Origin of the sequence: Nocardia vinacea NBRC 16497, from assembly GCF_000308835.1 — a bacterium.
GTDB lineage: Bacteria > Actinomycetota > Actinomycetes > Mycobacteriales > Mycobacteriaceae > Nocardia > Nocardia vinacea.
The window spans coordinates 1-23,406 of the sequence record NZ_BAGN01000078.1; the positions used below are offsets into that span (position 1 = coordinate 1).

The 23,406-nt window shown below is 65.4% G+C and carries 23 protein-coding genes; 14 read left to right on the plus strand and 9 right to left on the minus strand.

All coding sequences use genetic code 11. From position 1 onward, the window contains the following. The 3 genes from ON44_RS09440 to ON44_RS09450 all read left to right on the plus strand — a co-directional run. Positions 1 to 819, plus strand: an 819-nt coding sequence (locus tag ON44_RS09440; RefSeq protein WP_040688116.1) for an APC family permease, incomplete at its 5' end; no start/stop codon positions are given. A 20-nt stretch (positions 820 to 839) separates the two neighbouring features. After that, complete coding sequence (locus ON44_RS09445; RefSeq protein WP_040688119.1) at positions 840 to 2,801, plus strand: primary-amine oxidase; 1,962 nt, start codon at positions 840 to 842, stop codon at positions 2,799 to 2,801. Further along, positions 2,791 to 3,228 carry a hypothetical protein gene (locus ON44_RS09450; RefSeq protein ID WP_040688120.1) on the plus strand — a complete coding sequence of 146 codons (438 nt, stop codon included), beginning with the start codon at positions 2,791 to 2,793 and terminating at the stop codon, positions 3,226 to 3,228. The genes ON44_RS09445 and ON44_RS09450 overlap by 11 nt, the downstream gene beginning before the upstream one ends. On the opposite strand, the gene ON44_RS52385 is transcribed toward ON44_RS09450, so the two are convergent. From ON44_RS52385 to glpK (ON44_RS09470), 5 genes are all read right to left on the minus strand, one after another. Continuing rightward, positions 3,229 to 3,348: a hypothetical protein gene (locus tag ON44_RS52385; protein WP_245567089.1), complete on the minus strand. Its 120-nt coding sequence runs from the start codon at positions 3,346 to 3,348 to the stop codon at positions 3,229 to 3,231. Further along, complete coding sequence (locus tag ON44_RS48085) at positions 3,294 to 3,614, minus strand: ion channel (protein WP_245567078.1); 321 nt, start codon at positions 3,612 to 3,614, stop codon at positions 3,294 to 3,296. Before ON44_RS48085 ends, ON44_RS52385 begins: the two co-directional genes overlap by 55 nt. 57 nt (positions 3,615 to 3,671) lie before the next feature. After that, positions 3,672 to 4,442, minus strand: a complete 771-nt coding sequence (locus ON44_RS46630; RefSeq protein WP_051181813.1) for a hypothetical protein — start codon at positions 4,440 to 4,442, stop codon at positions 3,672 to 3,674. A gap of 261 nt (positions 4,443 to 4,703) precedes the next feature. Next, the gene (glpD, locus tag ON44_RS09465) at positions 4,704 to 6,383 is read right to left on the minus strand and encodes a glycerol-3-phosphate dehydrogenase (RefSeq protein ID WP_040688121.1); all 1,680 of its coding nucleotides are present in this window, start codon (positions 6,381 to 6,383) and stop codon (positions 4,704 to 4,706) included. A 47-nt stretch (positions 6,384 to 6,430) separates the two neighbouring features. Then, positions 6,431 to 7,957, minus strand: a complete 1,527-nt coding sequence (gene glpK / locus ON44_RS09470; RefSeq protein WP_040688123.1) for a glycerol kinase GlpK — start codon at positions 7,955 to 7,957, stop codon at positions 6,431 to 6,433. A 156-nt stretch (positions 7,958 to 8,113) separates the two neighbouring features. On the opposite strand from glpK (ON44_RS09470), the gene ON44_RS09475 reads away from it, so the two are divergent. Genes ON44_RS09475 through ON44_RS09495 form a run of 5 tightly spaced genes read left to right on the plus strand, consistent with a single transcriptional unit; the run spans position 8,114 to position 13,395 of the window. Then, positions 8,114 to 8,878: an IclR family transcriptional regulator gene (locus ON44_RS09475; protein ID WP_040688126.1), complete on the plus strand. Its 765-nt coding sequence runs from the start codon at positions 8,114 to 8,116 to the stop codon at positions 8,876 to 8,878. A gap of 48 nt (positions 8,879 to 8,926) precedes the next feature. Then, complete coding sequence (gene glpK / locus ON44_RS09480; protein ID WP_040688127.1) at positions 8,927 to 10,432, plus strand: glycerol kinase GlpK; 1,506 nt, start codon at positions 8,927 to 8,929, stop codon at positions 10,430 to 10,432. A 46-nt stretch (positions 10,433 to 10,478) separates the two neighbouring features. Then, complete coding sequence (locus ON44_RS09485) at positions 10,479 to 11,153, plus strand: hypothetical protein (protein WP_083897765.1); 675 nt, start codon at positions 10,479 to 10,481, stop codon at positions 11,151 to 11,153. A gap of 46 nt (positions 11,154 to 11,199) precedes the next feature. Continuing rightward, the gene (locus ON44_RS09490) at positions 11,200 to 12,093 is read left to right on the plus strand and encodes a DUF5995 family protein (RefSeq protein ID WP_174415027.1); all 894 of its coding nucleotides are present in this window, start codon (positions 11,200 to 11,202) and stop codon (positions 12,091 to 12,093) included. Between the two features lie 45 nt (positions 12,094 to 12,138). Then, positions 12,139 to 13,395, plus strand: coding sequence for a vWA domain-containing protein (locus ON44_RS09495; protein ID WP_085998505.1), 1,257 nt, complete (start codon positions 12,139 to 12,141; stop codon positions 13,393 to 13,395). A gap of 31 nt (positions 13,396 to 13,426) precedes the next feature. On the opposite strand, the gene ON44_RS09500 is transcribed toward ON44_RS09495, so the two are convergent. Then, entirely contained in the window at positions 13,427 to 13,702 is a 276-nt protein-coding gene (locus tag ON44_RS09500) for a hypothetical protein (protein WP_040688132.1), read from the minus strand. Positions 13,703 to 13,874: 172 nt separating this feature from the next. On the opposite strand from ON44_RS09500, the gene ON44_RS09505 reads away from it, so the two are divergent. The 4 genes from ON44_RS09505 (at position 13,875) to ON44_RS09520 (ending at position 17,804) form a co-directional block, all read left to right on the plus strand. Beyond that, a complete protein-coding gene (locus tag ON44_RS09505; protein ID WP_373283140.1) occupies positions 13,875 to 14,156 on the plus strand; it encodes a hypothetical protein in 282 nt (93 codons plus the stop codon). 119 nt (positions 14,157 to 14,275) lie between these two features. Then, a complete protein-coding gene (locus ON44_RS09510; protein WP_245567079.1) occupies positions 14,276 to 15,670 on the plus strand; it encodes a DUF1254 domain-containing protein in 1,395 nt (464 codons plus the stop codon). A gap of 9 nt (positions 15,671 to 15,679) precedes the next feature. Beyond that, on the plus strand, positions 15,680 to 17,071 hold the full coding sequence (locus ON44_RS09515; protein WP_040688139.1) for a DUF1254 domain-containing protein: 1,392 nt from the start codon (positions 15,680 to 15,682) through the stop codon (positions 17,069 to 17,071). A gap of 13 nt (positions 17,072 to 17,084) precedes the next feature. Then, complete coding sequence (locus ON44_RS09520) at positions 17,085 to 17,804, plus strand: serine hydrolase (RefSeq protein WP_051181814.1); 720 nt, start codon at positions 17,085 to 17,087, stop codon at positions 17,802 to 17,804. A 7-nt stretch (positions 17,805 to 17,811) separates the two neighbouring features. On the opposite strand, the gene ON44_RS09525 is transcribed toward ON44_RS09520, so the two are convergent. Continuing rightward, positions 17,812 to 18,255, minus strand: coding sequence for a group II truncated hemoglobin (locus ON44_RS09525; RefSeq protein ID WP_040688140.1), 444 nt, complete (start codon positions 18,253 to 18,255; stop codon positions 17,812 to 17,814). A 314-nt stretch (positions 18,256 to 18,569) separates the two neighbouring features. On the opposite strand from ON44_RS09525, the gene ON44_RS09530 reads away from it, so the two are divergent. Both ON44_RS09530 and ON44_RS09535 read left to right on the plus strand, forming a co-directional pair. Then, positions 18,570 to 19,799 (plus strand): cytochrome P450, encoded by a 1,230-nt coding sequence (locus ON44_RS09530; protein WP_040688241.1) that lies wholly within the window; start codon positions 18,570 to 18,572, stop codon positions 19,797 to 19,799. Positions 19,800 to 19,807: 8 nt separating this feature from the next. After that, positions 19,808 to 20,533 (plus strand): TetR/AcrR family transcriptional regulator, encoded by a 726-nt coding sequence (locus tag ON44_RS09535; protein ID WP_040688141.1) that lies wholly within the window; start codon positions 19,808 to 19,810, stop codon positions 20,531 to 20,533. On the opposite strand, the gene ON44_RS09540 is transcribed toward ON44_RS09535, so the two are convergent. Continuing rightward, positions 20,523 to 21,287, minus strand: coding sequence for an SDR family oxidoreductase (locus tag ON44_RS09540; protein ID WP_040688143.1), 765 nt, complete (start codon positions 21,285 to 21,287; stop codon positions 20,523 to 20,525). The genes ON44_RS09535 and ON44_RS09540 overlap by 11 nt on opposite strands. 139 nt (positions 21,288 to 21,426) lie before the next feature. Then, positions 21,427 to 23,388 carry a TerD family protein gene (locus tag ON44_RS09545; RefSeq protein WP_051181815.1) on the minus strand — a complete coding sequence of 654 codons (1,962 nt, stop codon included), beginning with the start codon at positions 23,386 to 23,388 and terminating at the stop codon, positions 21,427 to 21,429. Between the last annotated feature and the right edge of the window lie 18 nt (positions 23,389 to 23,406).

Sequence of the window (23,406 nt, forward strand, 5' to 3'; positions counted from 1 at the left end):
TTGATGATGGCGTTGGCCGGATTCATCGGGTTCGAGGCGACCGCCATCTTCCGAGACGAGGCGCGCGATCCGCACCGGACGATTCCGCGGGCCACCTATGCGGCGGTGATCGCGATCGGGGTGTTTTACACCTTCGGGACCTGGGCGCTGGTCATGGCGTGGGGGCCGGCACAGGTGGTCGCGGTCGCTGCCGAGGATCCGGCGGGCATGATCGTGCGGACCGCATCGGACTATCTCGGCTCGGTGGGCGCCGTCGCGATCAATGTGCTGTTGCTGACGAGCCTGTTCGCGTGTGTTCTTTCGTTCCACAATGTCGTTGCGCGGTACCAGCATTCGATGGCGTCGACGGGTGTGCTGCCGGGTTCGCTGGCGGGCGTGCACAGCAAGCATCTGTCGCCGCACAACTCGTCGCTGGTGCAGACTGTCACCGCGACAACGCTGGTGGCCGTGTTCGCACTGTGCCGGCTGGATCCCGAACTCGAGGTCTTCACCTGGTTCTCGGGAGTCGCGACGCTGGGCGTCGCGGTGCTCATGGCGACGACCTGCCTCGCCGTCATCATCTACTTCGCGCGCACCCGCGCGGATACCCGGGTGTGGCAGACACGTATCGCCCCGACGCTCGGCCTGATCGGGCTGCTGGTGGCCGCGGGCATCATCATCGCGAACTTTCCGACCTTGATCGGTGGTTCGACCACGCTCGCCGTGATCCTGCTGCTCGTCACGGCGGTGTTTCCGCTGGCCGGGATCGCGCAAGCGTATGCCATGCGCCGTACGAACCGCACTGCCTACGACGGCATCGCAGACGCGATCGCCGCCTGACCCTCGGAGGAGACCTGCCCATGTCCATCATCGAATTCGATACGCGCGCAACCGATGTGCGAGTGCTCGAAAGCCTCTCCGCCGACGAGATCACCATGGTGCGTGACATCGTCGCCGATACGGGGTCGCTCACGGCGACCGGCCGATTCGTCTACGTCGGACTGGACGAACCAGATAAGGCGCAGGTGCTGGCCTACCAGGCCGGAACCGGGCCCGCGCCGGAACGGTTGGTGCGAGTGCTGCTGTTGGACCTCGCATCCGGCGCGGCTCGCGATGTCTCGGTGTCGTTGACCGCGGGCGTGATCCGCTCGGATAGGCCGATCGACGGTACGCGGGGCCAAGTACCGATCCTCGAGGAGGAGTTCGCGGCGGTCGGGACGGTGCTCGCCGATAACGAGCGCTGGTGCGCCGCTTTGCGGCAGCGGGGCGTCGATCCGGAGTCCGTCGTCTGTGTGCCGCTGTCCGCCGGACACTACGATATTCCGAATGAGCAGGGGCGGCGCATAATTCGCGTATTCGCCTTCCGGCAGGATCATCCGCAGGATCACCCGTGGGCGCATCCGGTCGACGGCCTGTGCGCCTATGTCGACATCATCGCGCGCGAGTTGGTCGATCTGATCGATTTCCGGACCTTCGATGTGCCCGCGGAACCGGGCAACTTCCAGGACCCGGCGCAAGCCGGTCCGCCGCTGGAAGGGTTGCGTCCCATCGAAATCAGCCAGCCGCAGGGACCCAGCTTCACTGTCGATGGTGATCGGATCGAATGGGCCAACTGGCGACTGAGTATCGGATTCGATGCGCGCGAGGGATTGATCCTGCGGCAGTTGGCATTCCGGGATGCCGAGCAATATCGGCCCGTGCTCTACCGGGCTTCCATCGCGGAAATGGTGGTGCCCTATGCCGATCCGTCCCCGAATCGCTACTGGCAGAACTACTTCGACACCGGTGAATATCTATTCGGCCGATTCGCCAACTCGTTGCGCCTCGGCTGCGACTGTCTCGGCGAAATCCATTACTTCGACGCCACTCTCAGCGACGAGCTCGGCATGCCACGCACCATCGAGAACGCAATATGCATGCACGAGGAGGATTATGGCACGCTCTGGAAGCACACCGATCTGTTCACCGGAGTCAGTGAGGTTCGGCGGCAGCGTCGCCTGGTCATCAGCTTCTTCACCACGGTCGGAAACTACGACTACGGGTTCTACTGGTACCTCTACCTGGACGGCACCATCGAATGCGAGGCCAAGCTGACCGGCGTCGCGTTCACTGCGGCCTACCCGCCCGAAGGTTCGCCCTACCAAAGCGAAGTCGCGCCCGGTCTCGGGCTGCCGTATCACCAGCACCTGTTCAGCGCGCGTTTGGACATGATGGTCGATGGTCTGGCCAATGCGGTGGACGAGGTGCAGGTGCAACGGGTGCCGGTCGGCGAGACGAACCCGTTCGGCAATGCGTTCACCGCGAAATCCACCCGTATCACCAGCGAATCCGAGGGGGCGCGCGACGCCGATGCCTCCGTCGGTCGGGTATGGCACATCGTCAATACCGAAAAGACCAACCGCATGGGTGCACCGACCGCCTACGTCCTGTACCCGGAGCAAACACCCACGCTGCTCGCCGACGCGTCCTCCTCGATCGCGGCCCGCGCGGCCTATACAACCAAACAGCTCTGGGTGACCCGCTACGCCCCCGAGGAGCGTTACCCCGCTGGTGATCTCGTCAATCAGAATCCGGGCGGTGACGGCTTACCCGCTTACATGGCCGCGAACCGATCCCTCGACGGCACCGACATCGTGGTCTGGCACACCTTCGGACTCACGCACTTTCCCCGCACCGAGGATTGGCCTGTCATGCCCACCGACTATTGTGGATTCACCCTGAAGCCCTACGGGTTCTTCGCCGCCAACCCGGTCATGAATGTCCCGGCGACAACCAGTGACCACTGTGGTCCCGCGCACGAATCCCATTGCCATGGCGACTGATTCACCCCGCAGGTGGTCCGGGACCAGCATCCTGGGCCGCCTGCTGGCCGTCTGCGGCATCGCCACCTCGGGTTTGCACGTCGCCGGTGTCGCCGGGAACGGGTTGCTGCACGGCATGGTCGCGCTCATCATGGCGCTGGCCTGTCTGCGCTGTGTTCCGGCCCTCTGGATTCGCCCGTGCACCAAGGTTTTCGGTCTGACGGCACTGCTGAACCTGGTGCTGGTCGCGGTGCATTTCTCCATGTCGACGTCGGTCGGGCACAGACATCACGGCGGTATCGCACCCTCGAACGGCCCACTCGACCCGTTGCAAGCCGTTACGCTCGGCGCTGCCGTATTCGAAGCCCTCCTCGCCACCTCCATCGTCTTCGCCATGACGCATGGGTCGGTCATTCGCGAGGGTCACCGAATCGGAGCCACCGACTAATCATCGCCGAGGCCGTGTATCGAATCGAGTGACATCGCCGACCACATTCGGATATTCGAGGTCCTTCAGCCGCGCCGGATCGCGATCGATGACGACGATCTGCTTGCCGAGTCCGACCAGGTACTGCACGCACGAGCGGCCGACGCGGCCCCAGCCACACACAATGACATGACCGGACATCCGATCGATCCGGCGGTCCATCCGTCGCCTTGACCCGCACCGGTGAGCGAGTGGACCTCGCGAAAGCCGACGGTGGATATGGTCGTCACCGTCTGGTAGAGCACATCGAGCAACCCGAATCCGAGAATCAGGTAGCCGACGGTGCCGGCCAGCACTACCAGTAGGAATGCCAGCATCGCTCCGCTGATATGGCGAAACGGGCTCACGCGAGGATTGTCCACCCGCGGCACCGGTCACATCCGGCAATTGCCGCGCAACGTGCGTTATGCGGTTGCCAGTTGCTCCTGGGGCGGTATCGGGGACACGGCACCGTCGATCGCGCCGACCGCCGCGCCGACGGCCGCGCCGGCTGCCGCGGCTGGTGCGGCGATCACCCCGTAGCCGATGGCCGCGCCGATGATGGGGACGACAATCAGTCCTGCGGGGAGGAAGGGGATTCCGGCGATCAGACCCGCTCCCGCGCCGACGATCGCACTGGTGGCGGCGAGTGGGGACGCTACAGTGCTGCCCACGCTCGCACCGATGATCGCGTCACCGATTATCACATCGGCCATGTGGTCGGAGCGAGCGCGGTCGACGCCCATCGACTGAATGCCTTGGGACAGTGCGGCTCCGGTCCCCGCAGACGCGTCATTGATCTGGGCGGCCTGTTCGGGCGCCAGCCAGTCCGGGCGATCGACCTGGAGATTGCCGATGCGAATGCGATTGACCGGGGCGACGGACGGCTGTGCGCTCTGGTCGGGTTGTGGCGCGTCCACACTGTCGGTGGGGGCGGGCGCGGCGGAGTCGGGATCGGCCACCAGTGCGGCGGCGCTCCGCAGCGCCAAGGGGGCGAATGCGATGTTGCCGTCGACCGGAGCCGATGGCTCGACGACGAATCCATAGGGAGTGGGATTGCCCAATGGTTGCGATTCAGCGGTCGCGGGTGCGGCGCTGATCAGGATGACCGACAGCGGAACCGCACTGGCCAAGGCGAGTGCGGCGGTTCGCCGACAAATCGGGCGAGTCCGCGGTGTCGATTGATGTATGCCCATAAGTCTCCTCATTCCGAATATCGATGCTTACTTACCTACATTCGGAACAGCGGATCTTTCGGATGAATACGCGTTAGGGAAATTCGGAGTCCGCTGCTAGTGCGCCGCATCCGAACCCGCCGCTCCCAACACCACCGCCACACCTTCGGGCACATCACGCGCTCACAGGTCGACCGGCTCGCCGCTGTCGACCCGCCAGGCACCGATCCCGATCGGCCGTTGCATCCCAGGCCAACCGCACTGCCATCCCGCGCCGGGGACTCAGGCGACGGCGACCAACCGCGCGGCGTTGGCCGATTCGTCGTCGGAGGCCTGGTTCGCGGCCAACTCCGCCTCCACCCGCTCGCGGTATCGGGTGATCTCACGATCCGTGGTGGCGGCATCCCAGCCGAGTCGCGTGCCCATGAGGAAGGCGATCGCGGGTGCGGCGGTCAGGCCGCGGTCTGCGGTCTCGATCGAGATGCGGGTGCGGCGGGTGAGGACATCGTCGAGATGCAGTGCGCCCTCATGGGTCACCGCGTAGACGACCTCGGCACCGATGTACTCACCGGCACCGGGCAGCGGCTCGGCCAACTCCGGTTCGGCCGCGATCAGATCGAACAGCTCGGATACGCCCGAACCATAGCGGCCGAGCAGGTGCTCGACAGTCGCGACGGGCAGACCGGCCCGCTGCGCGACGCTGTTCACATCGGCCGCCAACTCCTGGTAGCCGACGGCACCGAGCAGCGGCAGGTGTTCGGTCACCGAGGGTGCGACCGCGCGACCGAGCCCCTCGACGGCCGCGTCCACCACATCGGCCGCCATCACGCGGTAGGTGGTGTACTTACCGCCCGCGATCACGAACAGACCCGGAACCGGTTCCGCGACAGCGTGTTCCCGCGAGAGCGTCGCGGTATCGGCGGACGCGCCGGACAGCAGCGGGCGCAGACCCGCATAGGTGCCGACAATATCGTTGCGGGTCAGCGGCTCTCGCAGCACCGCGTTCATATGATCGAGGATGTACTGCACATCGGCATCGCTGGCCACCGGATGGTTCTTGTCCAGCGCCCAATCGGTATCGGTGGTGCCGATGATCCAGTGCCGGGCCCACGGGATCACGAACAGCACACTCTTCTCGGTCCGCATGATCAGACCGGTATCCAGGTCGAGCCGCTCGCGCGGAACCAGGATGTGCACGCCCTTCGACATGCGCACGTGGAACGGGAATTCCACGCCGGTCATCTTGTTCATCTCGTCGGTCCAGACGCCGGTCGCGCTGATCACCCGGCGGGCGCGCACGGTGTATTCGCGACCGGTCTCCACATCGGTGACATGCGCGCCGATCACCCGCTCGCCGTCGCGCAACAGTCCGGTAACCTTGGTACGGGTAAGTACCGTCGCGCCGTGTTGGGCGGCGGTGCGGGCGATGGTCATGGTGTGGCGCGCGTCGTCGACCTGTGCGTCGAAGTAGCGGATCGCGCCGATCATCGCGTCATCGCGCAGTGCGGGCGCCAATTCCATTGCGCGCGTGTGCGACAGGTGCCGGTGCATGGGCAGCGCCCTGGCTCCGCCGATGGTGTCGTACAGCGCGACGCCCGCGCCGATGTAGGCGCGCTCCCAGACCCGGTGCTGCAGCGGCAGCAGGAACGACACCGGCCGAACCAGATGCGGGGCGAGCCGGTGCAGCAGCAGGCCGCGCTCCTTCAAAGCCTCACGCACCAGCCAGAAGTCGAGCTGCTCCAGATAGCGCAGGCCGCCGTGGATGAGCTTGCTGGAACGGCTCGAGGTGCCGGCCGCGAAATCCCTCGCCTCGACCAGGGTTACGGTCAGGCCGCGGGCGGCGGCATCGAGGGCGGCGCCGGCGCCGACCACGCCGCCGCCGATAACCAGTACGTCGATTTCATTGTCGCCCAGTGTGTTCAATGCATGGGCGCGGTAGTTCGAGTCCAAACGTGCGGACACGGTACGTCTCCTTGTTTCGGTGCTGCTGCGTCTTCGAGATGGGTTGGTCAGTCGTCGACGTCGATCCAGTCGAGCGTGTGCGAGACCGCCTTTTTCCAACGGGCGTAACCGCGTTCGCGCTGCTCCGCGGTCCAGGTGGGTGTCCAGCGCTTGTCCTCGTGCCAGTTCTCCACGAGTTCGTCGGTGTCGCTCCAGAATCCGACTGCCAGCCCGGCCGCATAGGCCGCGCCGAGTGCGGTGGTCTCCGCGACCACCGGCCGCGAGACCGGCACATCGAGGAAGTCGGCCTGCAACTGCATGCACAGTTCGTTGGCCGTGACGCCACCGTCCACGCGCAAGGTGTCCAGGCGCACACCGGAATCGGCCTCCATGGCCTCGACGACATCACGGGTCTGATAGCAGATCGACTCCAGCGTGGCCCGTGCGAGATGGGCATTGGTGCTGTAGCGCGACAGCCCGACGATCACCCCGCGCGCGTCCGATCGCCAATACGGTGCGAACAGGCCGGAGAATGCGGGCACGAAGTACACCCCGCCGTTGTCCTCGGCCTGCCTGGCCAGCGATTCGCTTTGTGCCGCACCGGAAATGATGCCGAGCTGATCGCGCAACCACTGTACGGCCGAGCCGGTGACCGCGATCGAACCCTCCAGTGCGTACACCGGCTTCTCGTCGCCGAACTGGTAGGCGACGGTGGTGAGCAGTCCGTGCTGGGATCGCACGAGTTCGGTTCCGGTATTGAGCAGCAGGAAGTTTCCGGTGCCGTAGGTGTTCTTGGCCTCGCCGGGGCGGAAGCACACCTGACCGACGGTGGCCGCCTGCTGATCGCCGAGCACACCGGCCAGCGGCACCTCGCCGCCGAACGGTCCGTCGCGGCGGGTCCTGCCGAACAGTTCCGGATTCGACGAGGGCGCGATGGTGGGCAGCATGGCGCGCGGAATTCCGAAGAGGGACAACAATTCGTCGTCCCAGTCGCAGGTCTCCAGGTTCATCAGCATGGTGCGACTGGCATTGGTCGGATCGGTGACGTGCACGCCGCCGTCGACGCCGCCGGTGAGATTCCACAGCAGCCAGGTGTCGGTGGTGCCGAAGACGGCCTCGCCCCTGTCCGCATCGGCGGCGATGCCGGGCACATTGTCCAGGATCCAGCGCAGCTTGCCGCCGGAGAAGTAGGTGGCGGGCGGCAAACCCGCTTTGCGGCGGATGATTTCGCCGTGGCCGGCGCGCTCCAACTCGGCCGCGATCTTGTCGGTGCGGGTGTCCTGCCAGACGATGGCATTGCAATACGGCCGCCCGGTCCGGCGATTCCACACCACGGTGGTTTCGCGCTGATTGGTCACACCGACCGCGGCCAGATCGGTCGCGACGAGATTCGCCTTGTTCAGGGTGGACACGATGACCGAACGGGTGCGCTCCCAGATCTCGGTCGGGTTGTGCTCCACCCACCCCGCGCGCGGCAGGATCTGCTCGTGCTCGAGCTGGTGCCGGGCGATCTCGTTGCCGCCGTGGTCGAACACCATGAAGCGGGTGCTCGTGGTGCCCTGATCGATGGCACCGACGTACGAGCCGAAGTTCATCGTTGAGCCTCCGTCTGCCAAGACTGCCGCGGTTGCGGCCGTTGGGGCCGACGTTACGACCGGATTGCCGAAACGGACATAGCGTGCGTTCGACAATGCCGAACGGTTGTGATGGCGTGTTCGACATTGTCGAATCGCCGGGATAGGTTTCGGCGTATGCCCGGTCCGATCCAATCGATCGAACGAGCGGCCGCCGTCCTGCAGCTGCTCGCTCGGGGTTCCGGCCGCCTCGGGGTCGGCGAAATCGCGGGTGCGCTCGGGTTGGCCAAGCCGACCGCGCACGGCATCCTGCGCACATTGCAGGGCGTGGGATTCGTCGAACAGGATCAGGCGAGTGGCAAGTACCAGCTCGGCGCGGCGGTACTGCATCTCGGCACAAGTTATCTCGACAACAACGAACTGCGCTCGCGGGCGATCAACTGGGCCGATGCCCTGGCCGCGCGGACAGGGGAGTCGGTGCGAATCGGTGCCGCGGCGGACGAATGCGTGGTGGTCGTGCACCACGTCTTCCGGCCGGACAACACCGAACAGGCGCTCGAAGTCGGCGAACTGCTACCGGCGCACGCGACCGCGCTCGGCAAGGTGCTGCTCGCCTATGACGCCGAGCTGGCCGTCGCTGTTCGCGGTAGTGAATTGGCGCCGCTCACCCGGCGCACCATTGCCGATCGGGCGGCGCTCACCCGGGCGCTTACCGCGGTCCGACAGGCCGGATGGGCCGGGGAGACCGAGGAGTTCCGGTCCGGGGTGGCCGGTATAGCGGCGCCGATCCGGACACACGGTGGACTCGTGGTCGGTGCGATCGGGATCAGCGGTCCGGTCGACCGGCTCTGCGATCCGCAACTGCGGCACCGGCCGACGCTGGTCGAGCACGTCCGCGACGCCGCGCATGCGGTATCGCGTGATCTCGTTGCCGGACAATGAGTTTCGTACATCATGTGGCATCAATTCTCGTCCGACAGGAAGTAGCCGATGGCGCAACGCTATGTGCTGGCGATCGATCAGGGCACCACCTCCACCAGGTGCATCCTGTTCGATCAGCGCGCACGCCTGGTCGGCGTCGCACAGCGTGAACATCAGCAGCACTATCCGCGGCCCGGCTGGGTCGAGCAGGATGCGCTGGAGATCTGGCGCAATGTCGAGCGGATCGTGCCGCAGGCGCTGCGGGATTCCGGCATCGCGGCGGAACAGGTTGTGGCCCTTGGCATCGCGAACCAGCGCGAGACCACGGTGGTGTGGGATCGCCATACCGGTGTGCCGATCCGGCGGGCGGTCGTCTGGCAGGACGTGCGCACCGATGAACTGGTGCGCGAATTCGAGAGCAGGCCTGGGGCGGAACGAATCCGCGAACTGTGCGGCCTGCCGCTGGCCGGTTATTTCGCCGCGCCGCGGCTGCGCTGGCTGCTGGATACCATTCCCGGACTGCGGGATCGGGCCGAGCGCGGGGAAGTGCTGTTCGGTACCATGGAGACCTGGCTGATCTGGAATCTCACCGGTGGACCGGACGGCGGTGTGCATCGCACCGATGTCACCAATGCCAGTCGCACGCTGTTGATGAATATCGCCTCACTCGCCTGGGATCGAGAACTGTTGGAGTTCTTCGGGATTCCCGCCGCGATGCTGCCGAGCATTCAGCCGTCGACCGCATCCTATGGGACGACCAGCCGAGTGGTGCCCGGCATCCGGATCGCTGCCGCGCTCGGCGACCAGCATGCCGCACTGTTCGGCCAAACCTGTTTCGCCCGTGGCGAAACCAAATGCACCTACGGCACCGGCGGCTTCCTGATGATGAATACGGGGCGCGAGCTGGTGCAGTCCTCGCACGGTCTGCTCACCACCATCGGCTATCAGATCGAGCCCGAACCGGTGTACGCGCTGGAGGGGCCGATCGCGGTCACCGGCTCGCTGGTGCAGTGGGTGCGCGACAATATCGGCCTGGTGTCGAGTGCGCCTGAGATCGAAACCCTCGCTCGCACAGTCGAAGACAATGGTGGCTGCTATATCGTGCCTGCCTTCTCCGGCCTGTACGCGCCGCATTGGCGCAGTGACGCAAGGGGTCTCGTCATCGGTCTGACCTCATACATCAACAAGGGCCATCTCGCCCGCGCCGTCCTGGAGGCGACCGCATGGCAGACCCGCGAAGTCGTCGACGCCATGAACGCCGACTCCGGTCTCCAGGCCCGCACCCTGCGCGTCGACGGCGGTATGACCTCCGACAACCTGCTCATGCAGATCGTCGCCGACGTCCTCGACATCCCCGTCATGCGCCCCTTCGTCGCCGAAACCGTCTCTCTCGGAGCCGCTTACGCCGCCGGTCTGGCCGTCGGCTACTGGCCCGACCTCGAAGGCCTGCGCAGCAACTGGCGCCTGGCCGGACAATGGATCCCCCGAATGGACCCCACCCACCGCCAAGACGAATACGACAACTGGAAACGCGCCGTAGCCCTGACCTTCGGCTGGTCTCGGTCGAAGCGCTAGGGTGTGGTGATCTTTGCGGGGCTCGTCCGGGATGGAGAGGATCCAGATGATCGTGTCACGCGTTGTCGGTGTTGTAGTTGCCTTGCTCGTCGGTACCGTGTTGGTCGGGGGGCCTGCGGAGTCGGCGCCGAATGCCTGTGCGGTGGGAAATCCGTTGCAGCCCACCGCGGAACTGTTCGCGACCGATAACACGGCGACGATTACCGATCCGGATGACCAGCGGTTGCGGAATGGGTTGGCGGCGTTCGAACTTCAGGTCGACGGGATCGCGCTCGAGAATGTCGGGTTGCCGGTGGGGTCCACCTTGGTCAGTGGGGTGTTCTGGTCGGATGAGCGGCAGCAGGCGACCTATGAGCGTTCGCGCGAATTCCATCTCGCCTGTGTCGATGCCGCCGATTTGCATCGCATCGGCGATCAGGTGCGGACTCGATTCGATCAGGAATCGGTGCTGACCTTCCGACACCTGCCGAATTCCGCGCCGGAGGTCGACGCTTTCACGGTCGAGGTCGCCGGTGTCGATGTGCGCCGGTTCCGTGACGCGCTCGTCGCCGATCGAGAGGCACGCGAGCATCTGGTCGGCGGGTCCGTCACCGAATCCGGCAGTCTCATCCTGGTCGCCGATCTCGCGGACTACGCTCTGACCCAGCGCTTCGTCACCGGCATCGGTGGCACCTGGAATCCGGATACCGTCCGCTACGGTGACCGCGAATTCGTGGGCTGACGTGTCACGTTCGGCGAAAACCTGAATCGCACTTTAGACTTCGGCGGTGCGAGCTTCCTTGCGAACGGCCGTCCTCGGGCTGATCACCGTGGTAATCGCGATGGCCGTCGGGCCGGCGCCGGTGGCCGTCGCGGAGCCGGCTGATCCGGCGTTCTGCGGAACGCCGCTGTCGGCGGACGAACTGGACACCATCGCGCGGCTGTCCGATATCAGCACACTGACCGGAGATCCGTTGCAGCGCTTGGAGACCGCGGTAGCGCGCCACCATGAGATCACCGAAATCCTGGTCGCGCGCCGGGATCGGCGCGGGCTGTTTCCGCTCGGGCTCGACGGTGTGGAGCAGTCGGCGGTAATGCCGTTGCAGCGTGCTCCCGGCGCGTTCGTTGATCCGGAGTACGCGCATGCGATCAGCCTGGAATTGCTGCGGCGGTTCCTGGTCAATGTGCACGCGGCCTTCACCGGCGCGCCGGTCGAGCCGCAGTGGGCGCGGTACTTCGAGCTCGCTCGCCGGTGTGAGGTATCGCCCGCCCGCGTCGCCATGGCGGGCTACAACGCGCATTTGAGCGTGGATCTCGCGTATTCCGTAGCGACGGTGGTGAGTAAGCCGGAGAACGCACCCGACTACTTCAAGATCGTCGACGCGATTGCGGCCTCCGGTCAGGTGATCATCGATCGGACCGAGGAGATCTACCACGGCGATCTCGGTCCGCTGTGGCGGTTCTATTTCGTCGGCGAGGGTCTGGACCTGCTGCTCGGTGCGGGCGTTGCGACCGGTCCGCTGCTGCGGGCCGCCGATCTCGGATACAACGTGGTGGTCTACGGCAATGGCCTGGCGCTACAGGATCCCGGACTGCACGACGCGACCGCGACGGAGATCCGGCTGCTCAGCGATTCCGTCGAAACAGCATTGGATGTATTGACACTGCTCAGGGGTCTGTGAGACGCCTAGTCTGTATGGTTCGGTCGGGTACGGCAAGGAGTCGCGGTGGGCATATCACTCGTCAAGGGACAGAACGGTCCGCTTGCGACTTCGAATGTCGTTGTCTCGGTGCGATCCACCGCCGCAGCCGATGTCTCGGCATTATTGGTGACCGAAGCGGGCCGCGTTCGTACCGACGCCGATTTCGTCTTCTTCAATCAGCCGCAGGCACCTGGTGTCGAGTTGCGGTCGGGAACACCTGCTGCGCTGGCCGTTTCCGCGGCCCACGTACCCGTCGATATCGCCCAAATACGGGTGGTCATTACTTTGGACGAGTCTGGGGCAACTTTCGGGCAATTCGCGCCGCCGATTGCGATCGTTGCCGACGGATCCGGAAATACGCTCTACGAGTATGTAATCGATGGACTCGACAGCGAGTCCGTCGTCATCGCACTGGAATTGTATCGGCGTAATTCCGAATGGAAGGTCCGCGCGGTCGGGCAGGGTTATGCGGGCGGATTCGCCGCGCTGGTCACCGATCACGGCGTAAGCGTTGACGACGAGCCCGCGCCGGTCACTCCTCCCGCCACTCCGCAGGTTCGCACCGTCCCCGGCGAAGCCGCACTATCCTTCGAGAAGCGCGCCAAGCTCGACCTGCGCAAACGCGAAGTCGCCAAGGTCCTGATCAACAAGAACGCCTTCGGAATTCGCGCCCGCGTCATCCTGGTGATCGACAAAACCCTGAGCATGAGCAGGCAATACAGCAAACAGGTCGTGCATCGCGTTGTGCAGCGGATGATCCCGGTGGCGACCCAGCTCGACGAGGACGGCACCCTGGAGGCCTACCTCTACGCGCTGTCCTTCGCGAAACTGCCCGATATCACCGTCGAGCACGGCGAGGCATGGGCCCAGACCTTCCTGCACCTCACCGGCACTCACCAGGGCATCGACTACGCCAGGATCGGCGGCCGCAATGACGAACTGCCGATCATGCGCGACATCATCGCCTCGCTACGACCCGGCGATGCGCCGACTCTGGTGCTGTTCTTCACCGACGGCGGCTTCGCGAAGAAGCGCGAGATCGCGGCACTCATGCGCGAAGCGTCCCGACTGCCTGCCTTCTGGCAGTTCGTCGGCCTCGGCAGAGCCAACTACGGCCTGCTGCGCACCCTCGACGAGATGTCGGATCGGGTCGTGGACAACGCGGGCTTCTTCGCCCTCGATGACATAGACCAGATGGACGACGCACAGCTGTATGCCCGGTTGCTGGGCGAATTCCCGGACTGGCTACGCGCGGCCGGCCAAGCGGGCATCCTGCGCTGAATCGTGCCGGTCCGCAGTCGAAGTCGCGGACTCAGCCGATGACGGCGTTCATGATGGTGCCCGCACTGGTGGCCACGACACCGCCGATCATGGCTCCGGCCACCATCTTCGGGGATTCCAGACCGCCGCCGCTCCATTTCTCCCAGGCGAAGCGGCCACCTGCGTAGATGATGGCGACTATGCCGGCGAGCAGCACGAACCAGGTGAAGTAGCGGACCAGTTGAAGAATCTTGTCGGACACCGGAGGGGCCTCGGGAGTGGGATTGCCGATCTGTGCCCAAGTGTCGTAAACGGCGGCCAGGATCATCTCGTATTGCTCATTCTGGATGCGGGACAGGGGGTTAACGCGCTCTCCGAGAGATGGTATCGGTTTCTCGGCGACCTTGCAGTCACGATGCCTGCGCGCTTGCGAGACCACTCGCTGTGCGGATCATGGAAAGGGCGTGATAGTCGAGGAGTAGACGATGAACATCTATCTGATGTCGATCGGCGATGCCTCTGCGACGTTGGCGCAGATCCAGAATCCGACGCCGCAAGCTCCGCCGCGATCGGACAAGCTGCTGCAGATGGTGCGCTATCTGACCTGGTTTGCCCTGCTGTCCGGAATAATCAGCATCATCTATGCGGGCGGCCGGTTCGCCTGGGAGAAATGGAGCGGCGGTGCGATGCAATCGCCGAAGATGGTGGCGGGAGCCATGATAGGCGGTGTCGTCGCCACCAGTGCGGGCACGATTATGAATTCGATTCTCGGCACCGGCTGACCCTGAAAACCCGGCCGCATCGCCGCTTGCCCGAATTACGGCAAACATTTGGCTATACTCCGGCTGATCTCTCTCGAAGCTGTCCGACCTGATCGGGAAAGTAGGGAGAAGGTATGAGTATGTCGCGGCGATCTGTGCTGCTGGCCGGTGCCGTTACGGGTGCGGGCCTGGTCGCGTGCGGCAAATCGACGGATTCCGATAACGTGGCGAGTTCCGGCAGTGTGCCGCCGAGCGATCCGCGTTCGGTCGCGACCGACGCCTATATCTATGGGTATCCGCTGGTGCTGATGGATGTCACGCTGCAGTCGAATACCGCCGCCGTACCCGCCAATCGGATCTGGGCCGTCAGTCCGGTGAATCCCGCGATGAATACGGTGGTCATGCCGAATATCGACACCCTTTATGCCACGGCCTGGCTCGACGTGGGTGCCGAACCGGTGGTGCTGCAGGTTCCGCCGATGGACGGCGACCGGTACTGGCTCATGCAGATCATGGATGCCTGGACCAATACCACCCACAATCCCAGCAGTGTCGCACCACGGGTGCGCGCCGGTCAGGACCCGCCGTACGGCTACGTGATCACCGGCCCGAACTGGTCTGGTGCGCTGCCGGATAACCTGACCAGATTGGCGATGCCCACCGCGACCGCGTGGCTGATCGGTCGCATCGAGTTGCGCGGCGAGGGCGATCTCGCCGCCGCCGAGAGCGTGCAGCAGCAGGTGCTGCTCGCACCGCTGAGCGACTGGTTGCGCGGTGAACGGCCGAACCCGGTGATCAATCCCGTTATGGCCGCCCCGATCGCACCTCCACAGCAGGTTGCGCGGATGGACGGGCGCACCTTCTTCGACCGGCTCTGCACACTTATGCTCACCAACCCGCCCGCCCGCGACGATGCCCCCGCGCTGGAGCGGTTTTCGAAGATCGGCATTCGGCCGGGCGGCACGGTGGACGGTGCGCCGGTCGCCGACCTCAACGCCGCGGTGGCGGCGGGCCAGATGCGCATCCCGGACTACGCCAATCCCAAAGCCAGGCGTGAGAACGGCTGGGGTTTCGCGACGAACCTCGGCACCTACGGCACCGATTACTCACTGCGTGCCTCGACTGCGTGGACCGCACTCGGTGCGAATCTGCCGGAGGATACGGTCTATCCGGAGATCAGCGCGAATGCGGGGGAGCAAGGTGCGCCGCGCTCCTACCGGCTGCATTTCCCCCCGGGCCAGACGCCGCCCGCGCGGGCCTTCTGGTCGCTGACCGCCTATACCGCGGAGCGATTTCTGGTGCCGAACCCGGCGGGCATCTTCTCGGTCGGTCATCAGCGTCCCGTCGTACCGCTGCCGGACGGCTCGCTGGAACTCGCCATCCAGGCGGCGGACCCGGGAAGTGATGTGCCAGACGGCAATTGGTTGCCGATACCGGATACGGGCACCTTTCGGCTCGCGCTGCGCCTGTATGTGCCCGAGGAGCGGGCGCTCGATGGTCACTGGCGACCGCCGAGTCTGAACCGAGTCGGATGAAGGAGATGCATGAACGTCTCGCGCAGAACCGCACTCGGGCTCGCCGTGACCGGCATCGGACTGGCCGCCTGCGGGAAATCCTCGGACAACACGCCGTCGAATTCGACCGTGGCTTCTGATGAGGCGCGCGACATCGCCAAGGATGCCTACGTCTTCGGTTATCCGCTGGTGCTGATGGACCTCACCCGGGCCGCGGCCGAGGCGGTGACCCCGGTCAATACCTTCCAGCACGCCGGGGCGCTGCCGACACCGGAGCGCCGCGATGTGGTGCGGTTGAATCTGGACACCCTGTATTCGGCCGCATGGCTCGATGTCTCGGCCGAGCCGGTCGTCTTGCAGGTACCCGCAATGGATCCGGGCCGCTTCTGGCTGATGCAGTTGCTCGATGCCTGGACGAATACCGTACACAATCCCAGTAGCGTTCGGCCACAGGTGAATTTGGGTGGTCCGCCGTTCACCTATCTCGTCACCGGACCGAAGTGGTCGGGCACCGTGCCCGATGGCATGACCCAACTGTCGGTACCGACGCCGACGGTGTGGTTGCTCGGTCGCATCCAGGTCAACGGACCCGACGATATTCCGGACGTCACGGCGCTACAGGAGCAGCTGAAACTCGCACCGCTCGGCGCATGGGCGGCGGGTCGACCGCCACCGTCGGCCCCGACACCGACGGGCACGGCCGCGGTGCCGCCGCCGAAGCAGGTGCTCGAGATGGATGCGGCGACCTTCTTCAAGCGGATGTGCGCGGTGCTGGCGGTGAATCCGCCGCTCCCCGAGGACGAACCGGCCATGAAACGCTTCGCCACCATCGGGATTCGTCCCGGCGGCAGCGTCCAGGGCATTTCCAACGACGATCTGACCGCCGCGGCCGATGAGGCGAAGAAGGAAATTCCGGCCTACGCCGACCCGAATATGGTGAACGAGAACGGCTGGCGCTTCAATCCCAAGGTCGGCACCTACGGCACCGACTATCCGTTGCGGGCCAATACCGCGTGGGTCGGCCTGGGCGCCAACCTGGCTGAGGATGCGATCTACCCGACCATGTTCGGCAATGCCGACCTCGGCGGCGAATCCGCAAAGTTCCGCCTGCACTTCCCGCCCGGCCGCCTGCCACCGGTCGATGCCTTCTGGTCGCTGACCGCCTATGACGCGGACAGCTATCTGGTGCCGAATACCGCGAATATCTATGCGATCGGACATCAGGTGCCCGTGGTCGCCAATTCGGACGGTTCGGTCGAACTCGCTGTGCAGCACGAGGATCCGGGCGCGAGCGTGCCGGAGGGCAATTGGCTGCCGATCCCGGCGTCGGGGCAGTTCTCGCTGACCATGCGGCTGTACGCGCCGAAAGACGTTGCCATCGACGGGCTTTGGCAGCCGCCCATCCTGACCGTAGTGCGATAGGAAGCGAGAAACTATGAGCCGCTTGACTTTCCCGATTGCGGTCGCCGCCGCCGTGGTGCTGGTATTCGCCGCGCCCGTCGCCGCCGCCGAGGTGGGTGATGAGGACGGTGTGCCGTCGCGAACCGCGTTCTCCTTCCGTTCGGTGCTGCCCGGCGTCCAGTGGGGCACCAGCAACGAACACGAGATGCGTACCGGATTGTCATTGGTCAAGCTCTATATGGTCGACTACGCACTGCATCGAGGCGACGGGTCGGCGGCGGATATGGCGTTGGCGGAGCGGATGATCCGCTATTCCGACGACTCCGCGGCCGACGAACTCGGCGCGAAGTATCCGCAGGCGATCGACGCGATTGCCGCGGAGTACGGCCTGACCGCTACCAAATCGGGCCCGGCCTGGGGCATGTCGTACACCAGCACCGCGGATGTGGCCACCTTCCTGGCGACCAAGAAGCGAACCGAACCCTGGTCGCCGATCTTCGGCTGGATGGCCGCGGCGGGCGACCAGGCGGCCGACGGCACCGCCCAGGATTGGGGGACCGCGCGGCTGCCGGGCGTCGAGGGCACCAAGTGGGGCTGGTCCGACAGCGGGCCGCTGGAGGTGGCCTCGGCATCGTTCGGCCAGAGTTTCGCGGTCGCGGCGCATACCCGCGGCACACCCGAGGATCAGACGGCCGATGTCGGCGCCACCGTGCCGTTCTTGCTACTGGCCCTGGTCGCGCGCGTGACGGGATAGGCGGCGGTCAGTCCTCGCCGTCCCAGGTCCAGTGCGGCACCGCGCGGATCGGGTGCAGTTCGTCGTCGGACTTGGCATGCGAATTCTGTTGTGCCACTTGGGCGCCGAATTCGGCATGTTCGCGCACCGCGGCACGGAAGGCGGGATCGTCGAATAGGCCCGCCTCGTCGAACGCCTCCAGATACAGCTGGGCGAAGCGCTCACGCTGTTCGTCGGTGATTTCGAGGCCACGATGTACGGCGATGATGTAGTCGAAGCCGAGGTTGTGGGTGAAACGGTCCGGGCCGCCGAAGGATTCGGCGGTGAACCAGGTGAGATGGTCGACGTGCGTCGGGCGGCGTTCGGTGAATTGGGTTTTCAGCACCGGATCGGCGAGCACCTTGTCGTAGAAAGCTTCTTCGACGCGATGCAATGCTTCGTCGCCACCGGCGTGCTCGTACAGGCTGGGCATGGGGGACCTCCGAACAGTGACCTGTTGCGTCCCATTACAGGCTGGTCCGCTCGGTCGCGTGCGCGGTTTCGCGATAAGCGATCAAGCTCACCATTTATAGCTGATAGCTATTGAATACGGGCGATCGAGTGGCTATCACCCCTGAAGTTAACGGGGTTTACTAAACACTATTCACAAAACCCTGGCTGTGTGGTTTCATCGGCTTCGGAACGTGTCTACACAGTTCTTACCCGCCCCGCCGGCACCGCCGGCCGCCATCCCCAACGTCGTGAGGTCTGCAGCCCAAGTCAGACCGGTAGGAGATAGCCGTGACCGTGACCACGCCGTCGATTCCCGCGGGATTCGACTTCACCGACCCAGATCTGCTGTCCACCCGCCTGCCCATCCAGGAATTCGCCGAGCTGCGCCGGACCGCCCCGGTCTGGTGGTGCGCGCAGACCGGGCGGGCCAGCGGCTTCGATGACGGCGGCTACTGGGTCATCTCCAAGCTCGATCACATCAAGGAGATCTCGAAGAATCCGGAGGTGTTCTCCTCGCACGAGAACACCGCGATCATCCGGTTCAACGAGGAAACCACCCGCGAGCAGATCGACATGCTCGGCAATATGCTGATGCTCAATCAGGATCCGCCGCAGCACACCAAGACCCGCCGCATCATCTCCAAGGGATTCACCCCGCGCGCGGTGGAGAGCTTACGTGCGGCGCTCACCGAGCGTGCGGCTCGAATTGTGCACGAGGCCAAGCAGACCGGTCGCGGCGACTTCGTCGAACAGGTCGCCTGCGAACTGCCGCTGCAGGCCATCGCCGAACTGCTCGGAGTGCCGCAGAACGACCGCAAGAAGCTGTTCGACTGGACCAACCAGATGATCTCCTATGACGATCCGGAGTTCGACGGCAATCACCACACCGCCACCGCCGAGGTCATGGGCTACGCCTGGAATATGGCCGAGGAGCGGCGCAAATGTCCGGCCGACGACATCGTCACCCAGCTGATCAATGCCGATATCAACGGCGAGAACCTGGGCTCGGACGAATTCGCGTTCTTCGTGATCCTGCTGTCGGTCGCGGGCAACGAGACCACTCGCAATTCGATCACTCACGGCATGAAGGCCTTCGTCGACAATCCGGAGCAATGGGAGCTCTACAAGCAGCAGCGCCCGCGCACCGCGCCCGATGAGATCGTGCGCTGGGCCACGCCGGTGACGGCTTTCCAGCGCACCGCGACCCAGGACACCGAGGTCGGCGGGCAGGAGATCAAGAAGGGACAGCGCCTCGGGCTGTTCTACAGCTCGGCCAACTTCGACGAGGACGGATTCGAGGATCCGTTCACCTTCGATGTGCTGCGCAACCCCAATCCGCACGTCGGCTTCGGCGGCACCGGCACGCACTACTGCGTGGGCGCCAACCTGGCCCGGCTGCAGATCGATCTGATGTTCAATGCCATCGCCGATGTGATGCCGAACCTGCGTCAGGTCGCCGATCCGGTGCGGCTGCGCTCGGGTTGGTTGAACGGCATCAAGCGCTGGGAAGTCGAATACGCTTGAATTCCACTATGAACAGCGCCAAGCCGCGGGGGCGGGCACCGGTGGTTTCGGATGCGGATATCCGCCGGGTTGCCCGCGCACTGCTGGTCGAGCACGGTCCCGATGCGGTCACCCTGCGGGCGATCGCGCGCGAGCTCGGCATTACCGCGCCCGCGCTGTACCGGTATTACAACTCGCGCGAGGACCTGCTCGAGAGTCTGCGCCTGGAGTTCTGTGCGGACCTCGGCGCCGAGCTGTCCGAGCAGATCGCCACGCTGCCCGATGACGGCGCGGTGCAGTTCTTCGCCATCTGCAAGGGATTTCGACGCTGGGCGCTGGCGCACACCGGGGAATTCACCCTGGTGTTCGCCTCGCCGGGCGCGGGCCGCGCGCGCATGCTGCGCCGGTTCGACGAACCATTCGGCCGGATCTTCCTCGCCGCGGCCGGGCGACTGCTGGCCACCTATGATGTCGTGACTCCGCCGACCGATGTGATTCCGGCGGAGCTGCGCGAAGACCTCGTGCTGTTCCAAACCGAGCTGCTGGCAGCGCTTTCGGAGTCCGGACAGAAATTTCCGGCCGAGAAGCTCGACCTCGGCGTCACGTATCTGATGATCCAGATCTGGGCCCGGCTCTACGGGCACGTCACGCTCGAGGTGTTCGGGAATTATCCGATCCCGCTGTCGAATCCGGAGATCCTGTTCGATGCGATGCTGGCCGATCTGGGGCGAACGGCCGGGTTGATCAGCGAGTGATTCGGCGGGACAGCCATTCGGCGTAGCCGATGCCGATTGCGTCGCCGTTTCCGTCCAGGCAGAGAGCGCCTGACCGTAGGGCACGTCCGGCGCGGCCCGGGATGGGTACCGGAAGCGGAAGCAGCTTGCGGCCGATGTGTTCGCGGTAGATATCGGCCAGTTCGGTGAGGGTGTGCACGGTCGGTCCGGCGATATCCGGGATGCGCCCGGCCGGACCATTGTCCACCGCGTCGGCGAGCCTTGTCGCGACGGCGTCGACGTCGATGGGCTGCATCTTCGCCGTCGAGCGCGGTGTGAGCCGCCAGCGCGCCGACAGGGCCAGGATTTCGGTGACGAGTTCGTAGAATTGGCTGGCGCGCAACAGTGTCCAGGGGATCTCGCCGGTGGTGACCACCTGTTCCTGGTCCACCTTCGCGTTGTAATAGCCGAAGGGGACGAGATCGCAACCGACGATGGAGATTTCGACATGATGGCCGATACCCGCCTGCTTTTCGGCCGCCAGTAGTCGGCGCACGCCGTCCACCATGACCGATCGGGTCCGGCTGCGGGCGCTCACCGCGTCGACGACGGTGTCGCAGCCGTCCAGTGCGGATTCCAGGCCGGAACCGGTGGCGAGATCCGCGGAGCGGTGCGCTACCGCTTGCTCTGCCGGGGCGGTACGGCTCACCACCCGAACCTGATGTCCGCGTGCGCTCAGCTCTCGTACCACCGCGGCGCCCAGTAGCCCGGTCCCGCCGATTACCGCAACCTGCATGATCCCACTCCCTCCAAACGGCCCTGTTCGGTATGTCGCACGCTACGGCGGCGCGCCACGCGGCTCAACGTGCTTCATCACATATGCCTGGTTCGCCACATCGGTGTTCCGGTGCGCGCGACCGCGTGCGGTATCTGGATCAGATCCGGGCACCCTTGGCGCGGTTGCAGGCGCGGCAGAGGATCTGCAGATTGGTCGCACTCGTCGCACCGCCGCGGCTGAGCGGGATGATGTGATCGAATTCCAGGTAGTGGCCGTCGCCGCATTCGACGCATTTACCGCCATCACGTTGCCACACCTCGGCCTTGACTTCCTGCGGGATGCTGCGCGTGTCGCGCTGGCCGGGCGTGAGCACCAGGCGTTTGGCGACCCGCAGCGCACCTTCCAGTGCGGCCGCGACGTAATCCGGATCGTCGACATCGAAGGTGGCGCCACCGCGCGACGAGGTCGCCGCGACGACCACCGAACGCTGCTCGATATGCACCGAAACCACCCGGTTCCACGGCAATTCGGTGCCGGTATCGGTACCGACGAACCGCAGCTTCTTATTGCTGGCGATCAGCCTGCCGTCGGTGAACTTCGGCCCTTTGGCGAGCCGGCGGACGTGCACGGCGGGCAGATCCACGTGCACCTTCTCCTCCGGATCCAGATGCAGGCCGGGCGTTCGCACCACCGGCAGATCCCCGCCGCGCAACCGCGACAGGGTGCGCCCGCGATACATCCGCCTGCGCAGATCCTCGACCAGCGGTCCGCTGAGCGCCAGCTCTTCGATCGCGTACTCGAACGCCTCGAACTCGGTCTGCTCGATCTCGCCATCCGCGAATGCGAAGGCGACCAGTCGCTCGACGTAGGTGAGCGCCACATCCCGCAGTGCCGCCCGGCCCAGGCCCTCATCGATTCGCTGATACCGCAACGACGCCCACAGCGCATCCCACTCCGCGCCGCGCGGTCCGGCTGCGGTCAGCGCCCGCCAGGCCTGGGTATGCCAGTGCGTCAGGAATTCCCCGATTTCACGCTCGCAACTCGGGCACGGCGCGAGACCGCCGAACAGCTTGCGGCGCCGGGGATTTCCGCACCGCTCACAGCTGCGTGGGCCGGGCTGCCGCCGTTGGTATGTGGCGCTGGTCCATTCGGACCCATCCCACCAACGTAGCCGCGAGGGATGCTCGGGATCCGAATGCCAGTCCGCGCGTTCGGGATTCGGCGGTGGTGGTATCGGCGGTTCGACCTCGTGCCGCTGCCGCCGAAGGTCGACCGGCCTGCCTGGTCGCGGGCGGGCAGGCCGTTCGTCGGCCGAGTCGGCGCGATGGTCGGCTCGGTCCCGGGGCCCGGTGGCGGCGGTGTGGTGCCCAGCCTGATCTCCACGGTGTGCGCCGAGCGTCCATGGTCGGGCCGGTGCTTCATCGGGCCGATCATGCTGTCCAGTCGGGTCGGTATGGGTTCGGCGGGCGTCGTCCTGGTCCGAGGGTGCGGTGTCGAGCTGCTGGGGACCGGGCGACCCGGCCGGCGCTGTGCCAGCCGAGACACGTTGCTGCATTGGGTAAGTGGGTATCCGAGCCGGGTGTGCCGCGTGCGGGCGATCAGGTGTCGGCTCGGCGGGGCCGTCGATGGTGACGCCGAACTCGGTGACGAGACCGGGAAGCCCACTGGCCCAACCCTGGCCGATGGCGCGGAAGCGCCACTGGCCGTCGCGGCGGTAGAACTCGCCGAACATCATCGCCGATACCGCATCGGGATCGGTGATCTCGAACCGGGCGATCGGCCCGTGGGCGGCCTCGATGGTGATGGTCAGATCCGCGATATCGCCGAAGGTGCCGTCGTCGATCGATCCGGCGACCACGATGCGCGCCACATCCGATTCGGTGCGCGGTAGCGACACGCTCAGGCGCGCCGTCCCCGGTGCGGGTTCCTGGTCGAGCGTCACCGCCTGCGACATATGTCGCGGTGCATTGAAGAACACCAGATCCCGGTCGGTGCGCACCGTCCCCGCCTCCGCCAGCAACAGCGCGTGCGCATCCACCGCATGCCCCGACCGCCATGAAACAACCACGGCAAGAAGGGAAGTCGGCACCGCCGCATTGGCCCCTTTACTGAGTTTCATCGTGCTCGAACTATGCCA

Coding starts and splice junctions, on each gene's coding strand:
- ON44_RS09445 (WP_040688119.1), top strand. CDS start 840: ATGTCCATCATCGAATTCGATACGCGCGCAACCGATGTGCGAGTGCTC.
- ON44_RS09450 (WP_040688120.1), top strand. CDS start 2,791: ATGGCGACTGATTCACCCCGCAGGTGGTCCGGGACCAGCATCCTGGGC.
- ON44_RS46630 (WP_051181813.1), bottom strand. CDS start 4,442: ATGGGCATACATCAATCGACACCGCGGACTCGCCCGATTTGTCGGCGA.
- glpK (WP_040688123.1), bottom strand. CDS start 7,957: ATGAACTTCGGCTCGTACGTCGGTGCCATCGATCAGGGCACCACGAGC.
- ON44_RS09475 (WP_040688126.1), top strand. CDS start 8,114: ATGCCCGGTCCGATCCAATCGATCGAACGAGCGGCCGCCGTCCTGCAG.
- glpK (WP_040688127.1), top strand. CDS start 8,927: ATGGCGCAACGCTATGTGCTGGCGATCGATCAGGGCACCACCTCCACC.
- ON44_RS09485 (WP_083897765.1), top strand. CDS start 10,479: ATGATCGTGTCACGCGTTGTCGGTGTTGTAGTTGCCTTGCTCGTCGGT.
- ON44_RS09500 (WP_040688132.1), bottom strand. CDS start 13,702: ATGATCCTGGCCGCCGTTTACGACACTTGGGCACAGATCGGCAATCCC.
- ON44_RS09505 (WP_373283140.1), top strand. CDS start 13,875: ATGTCGATCGGCGATGCCTCTGCGACGTTGGCGCAGATCCAGAATCCG.
- ON44_RS09510 (WP_245567079.1), top strand. CDS start 14,276: ATGTCGCGGCGATCTGTGCTGCTGGCCGGTGCCGTTACGGGTGCGGGC.
- ON44_RS09515 (WP_040688139.1), top strand. CDS start 15,680: ATGAACGTCTCGCGCAGAACCGCACTCGGGCTCGCCGTGACCGGCATC.
- ON44_RS09520 (WP_051181814.1), top strand. CDS start 17,085: ATGAGCCGCTTGACTTTCCCGATTGCGGTCGCCGCCGCCGTGGTGCTG.
- ON44_RS09525 (WP_040688140.1), bottom strand. CDS start 18,255: ATGCCCAGCCTGTACGAGCACGCCGGTGGCGACGAAGCATTGCATCGC.
- ON44_RS09535 (WP_040688141.1), top strand. CDS start 19,808: ATGAACAGCGCCAAGCCGCGGGGGCGGGCACCGGTGGTTTCGGATGCG.
- ON44_RS09540 (WP_040688143.1), bottom strand. CDS start 21,287: ATGCAGGTTGCGGTAATCGGCGGGACCGGGCTACTGGGCGCCGCGGTG.
- ON44_RS09545 (WP_051181815.1), bottom strand. CDS start 23,388: ATGAAACTCAGTAAAGGGGCCAATGCGGCGGTGCCGACTTCCCTTCTT.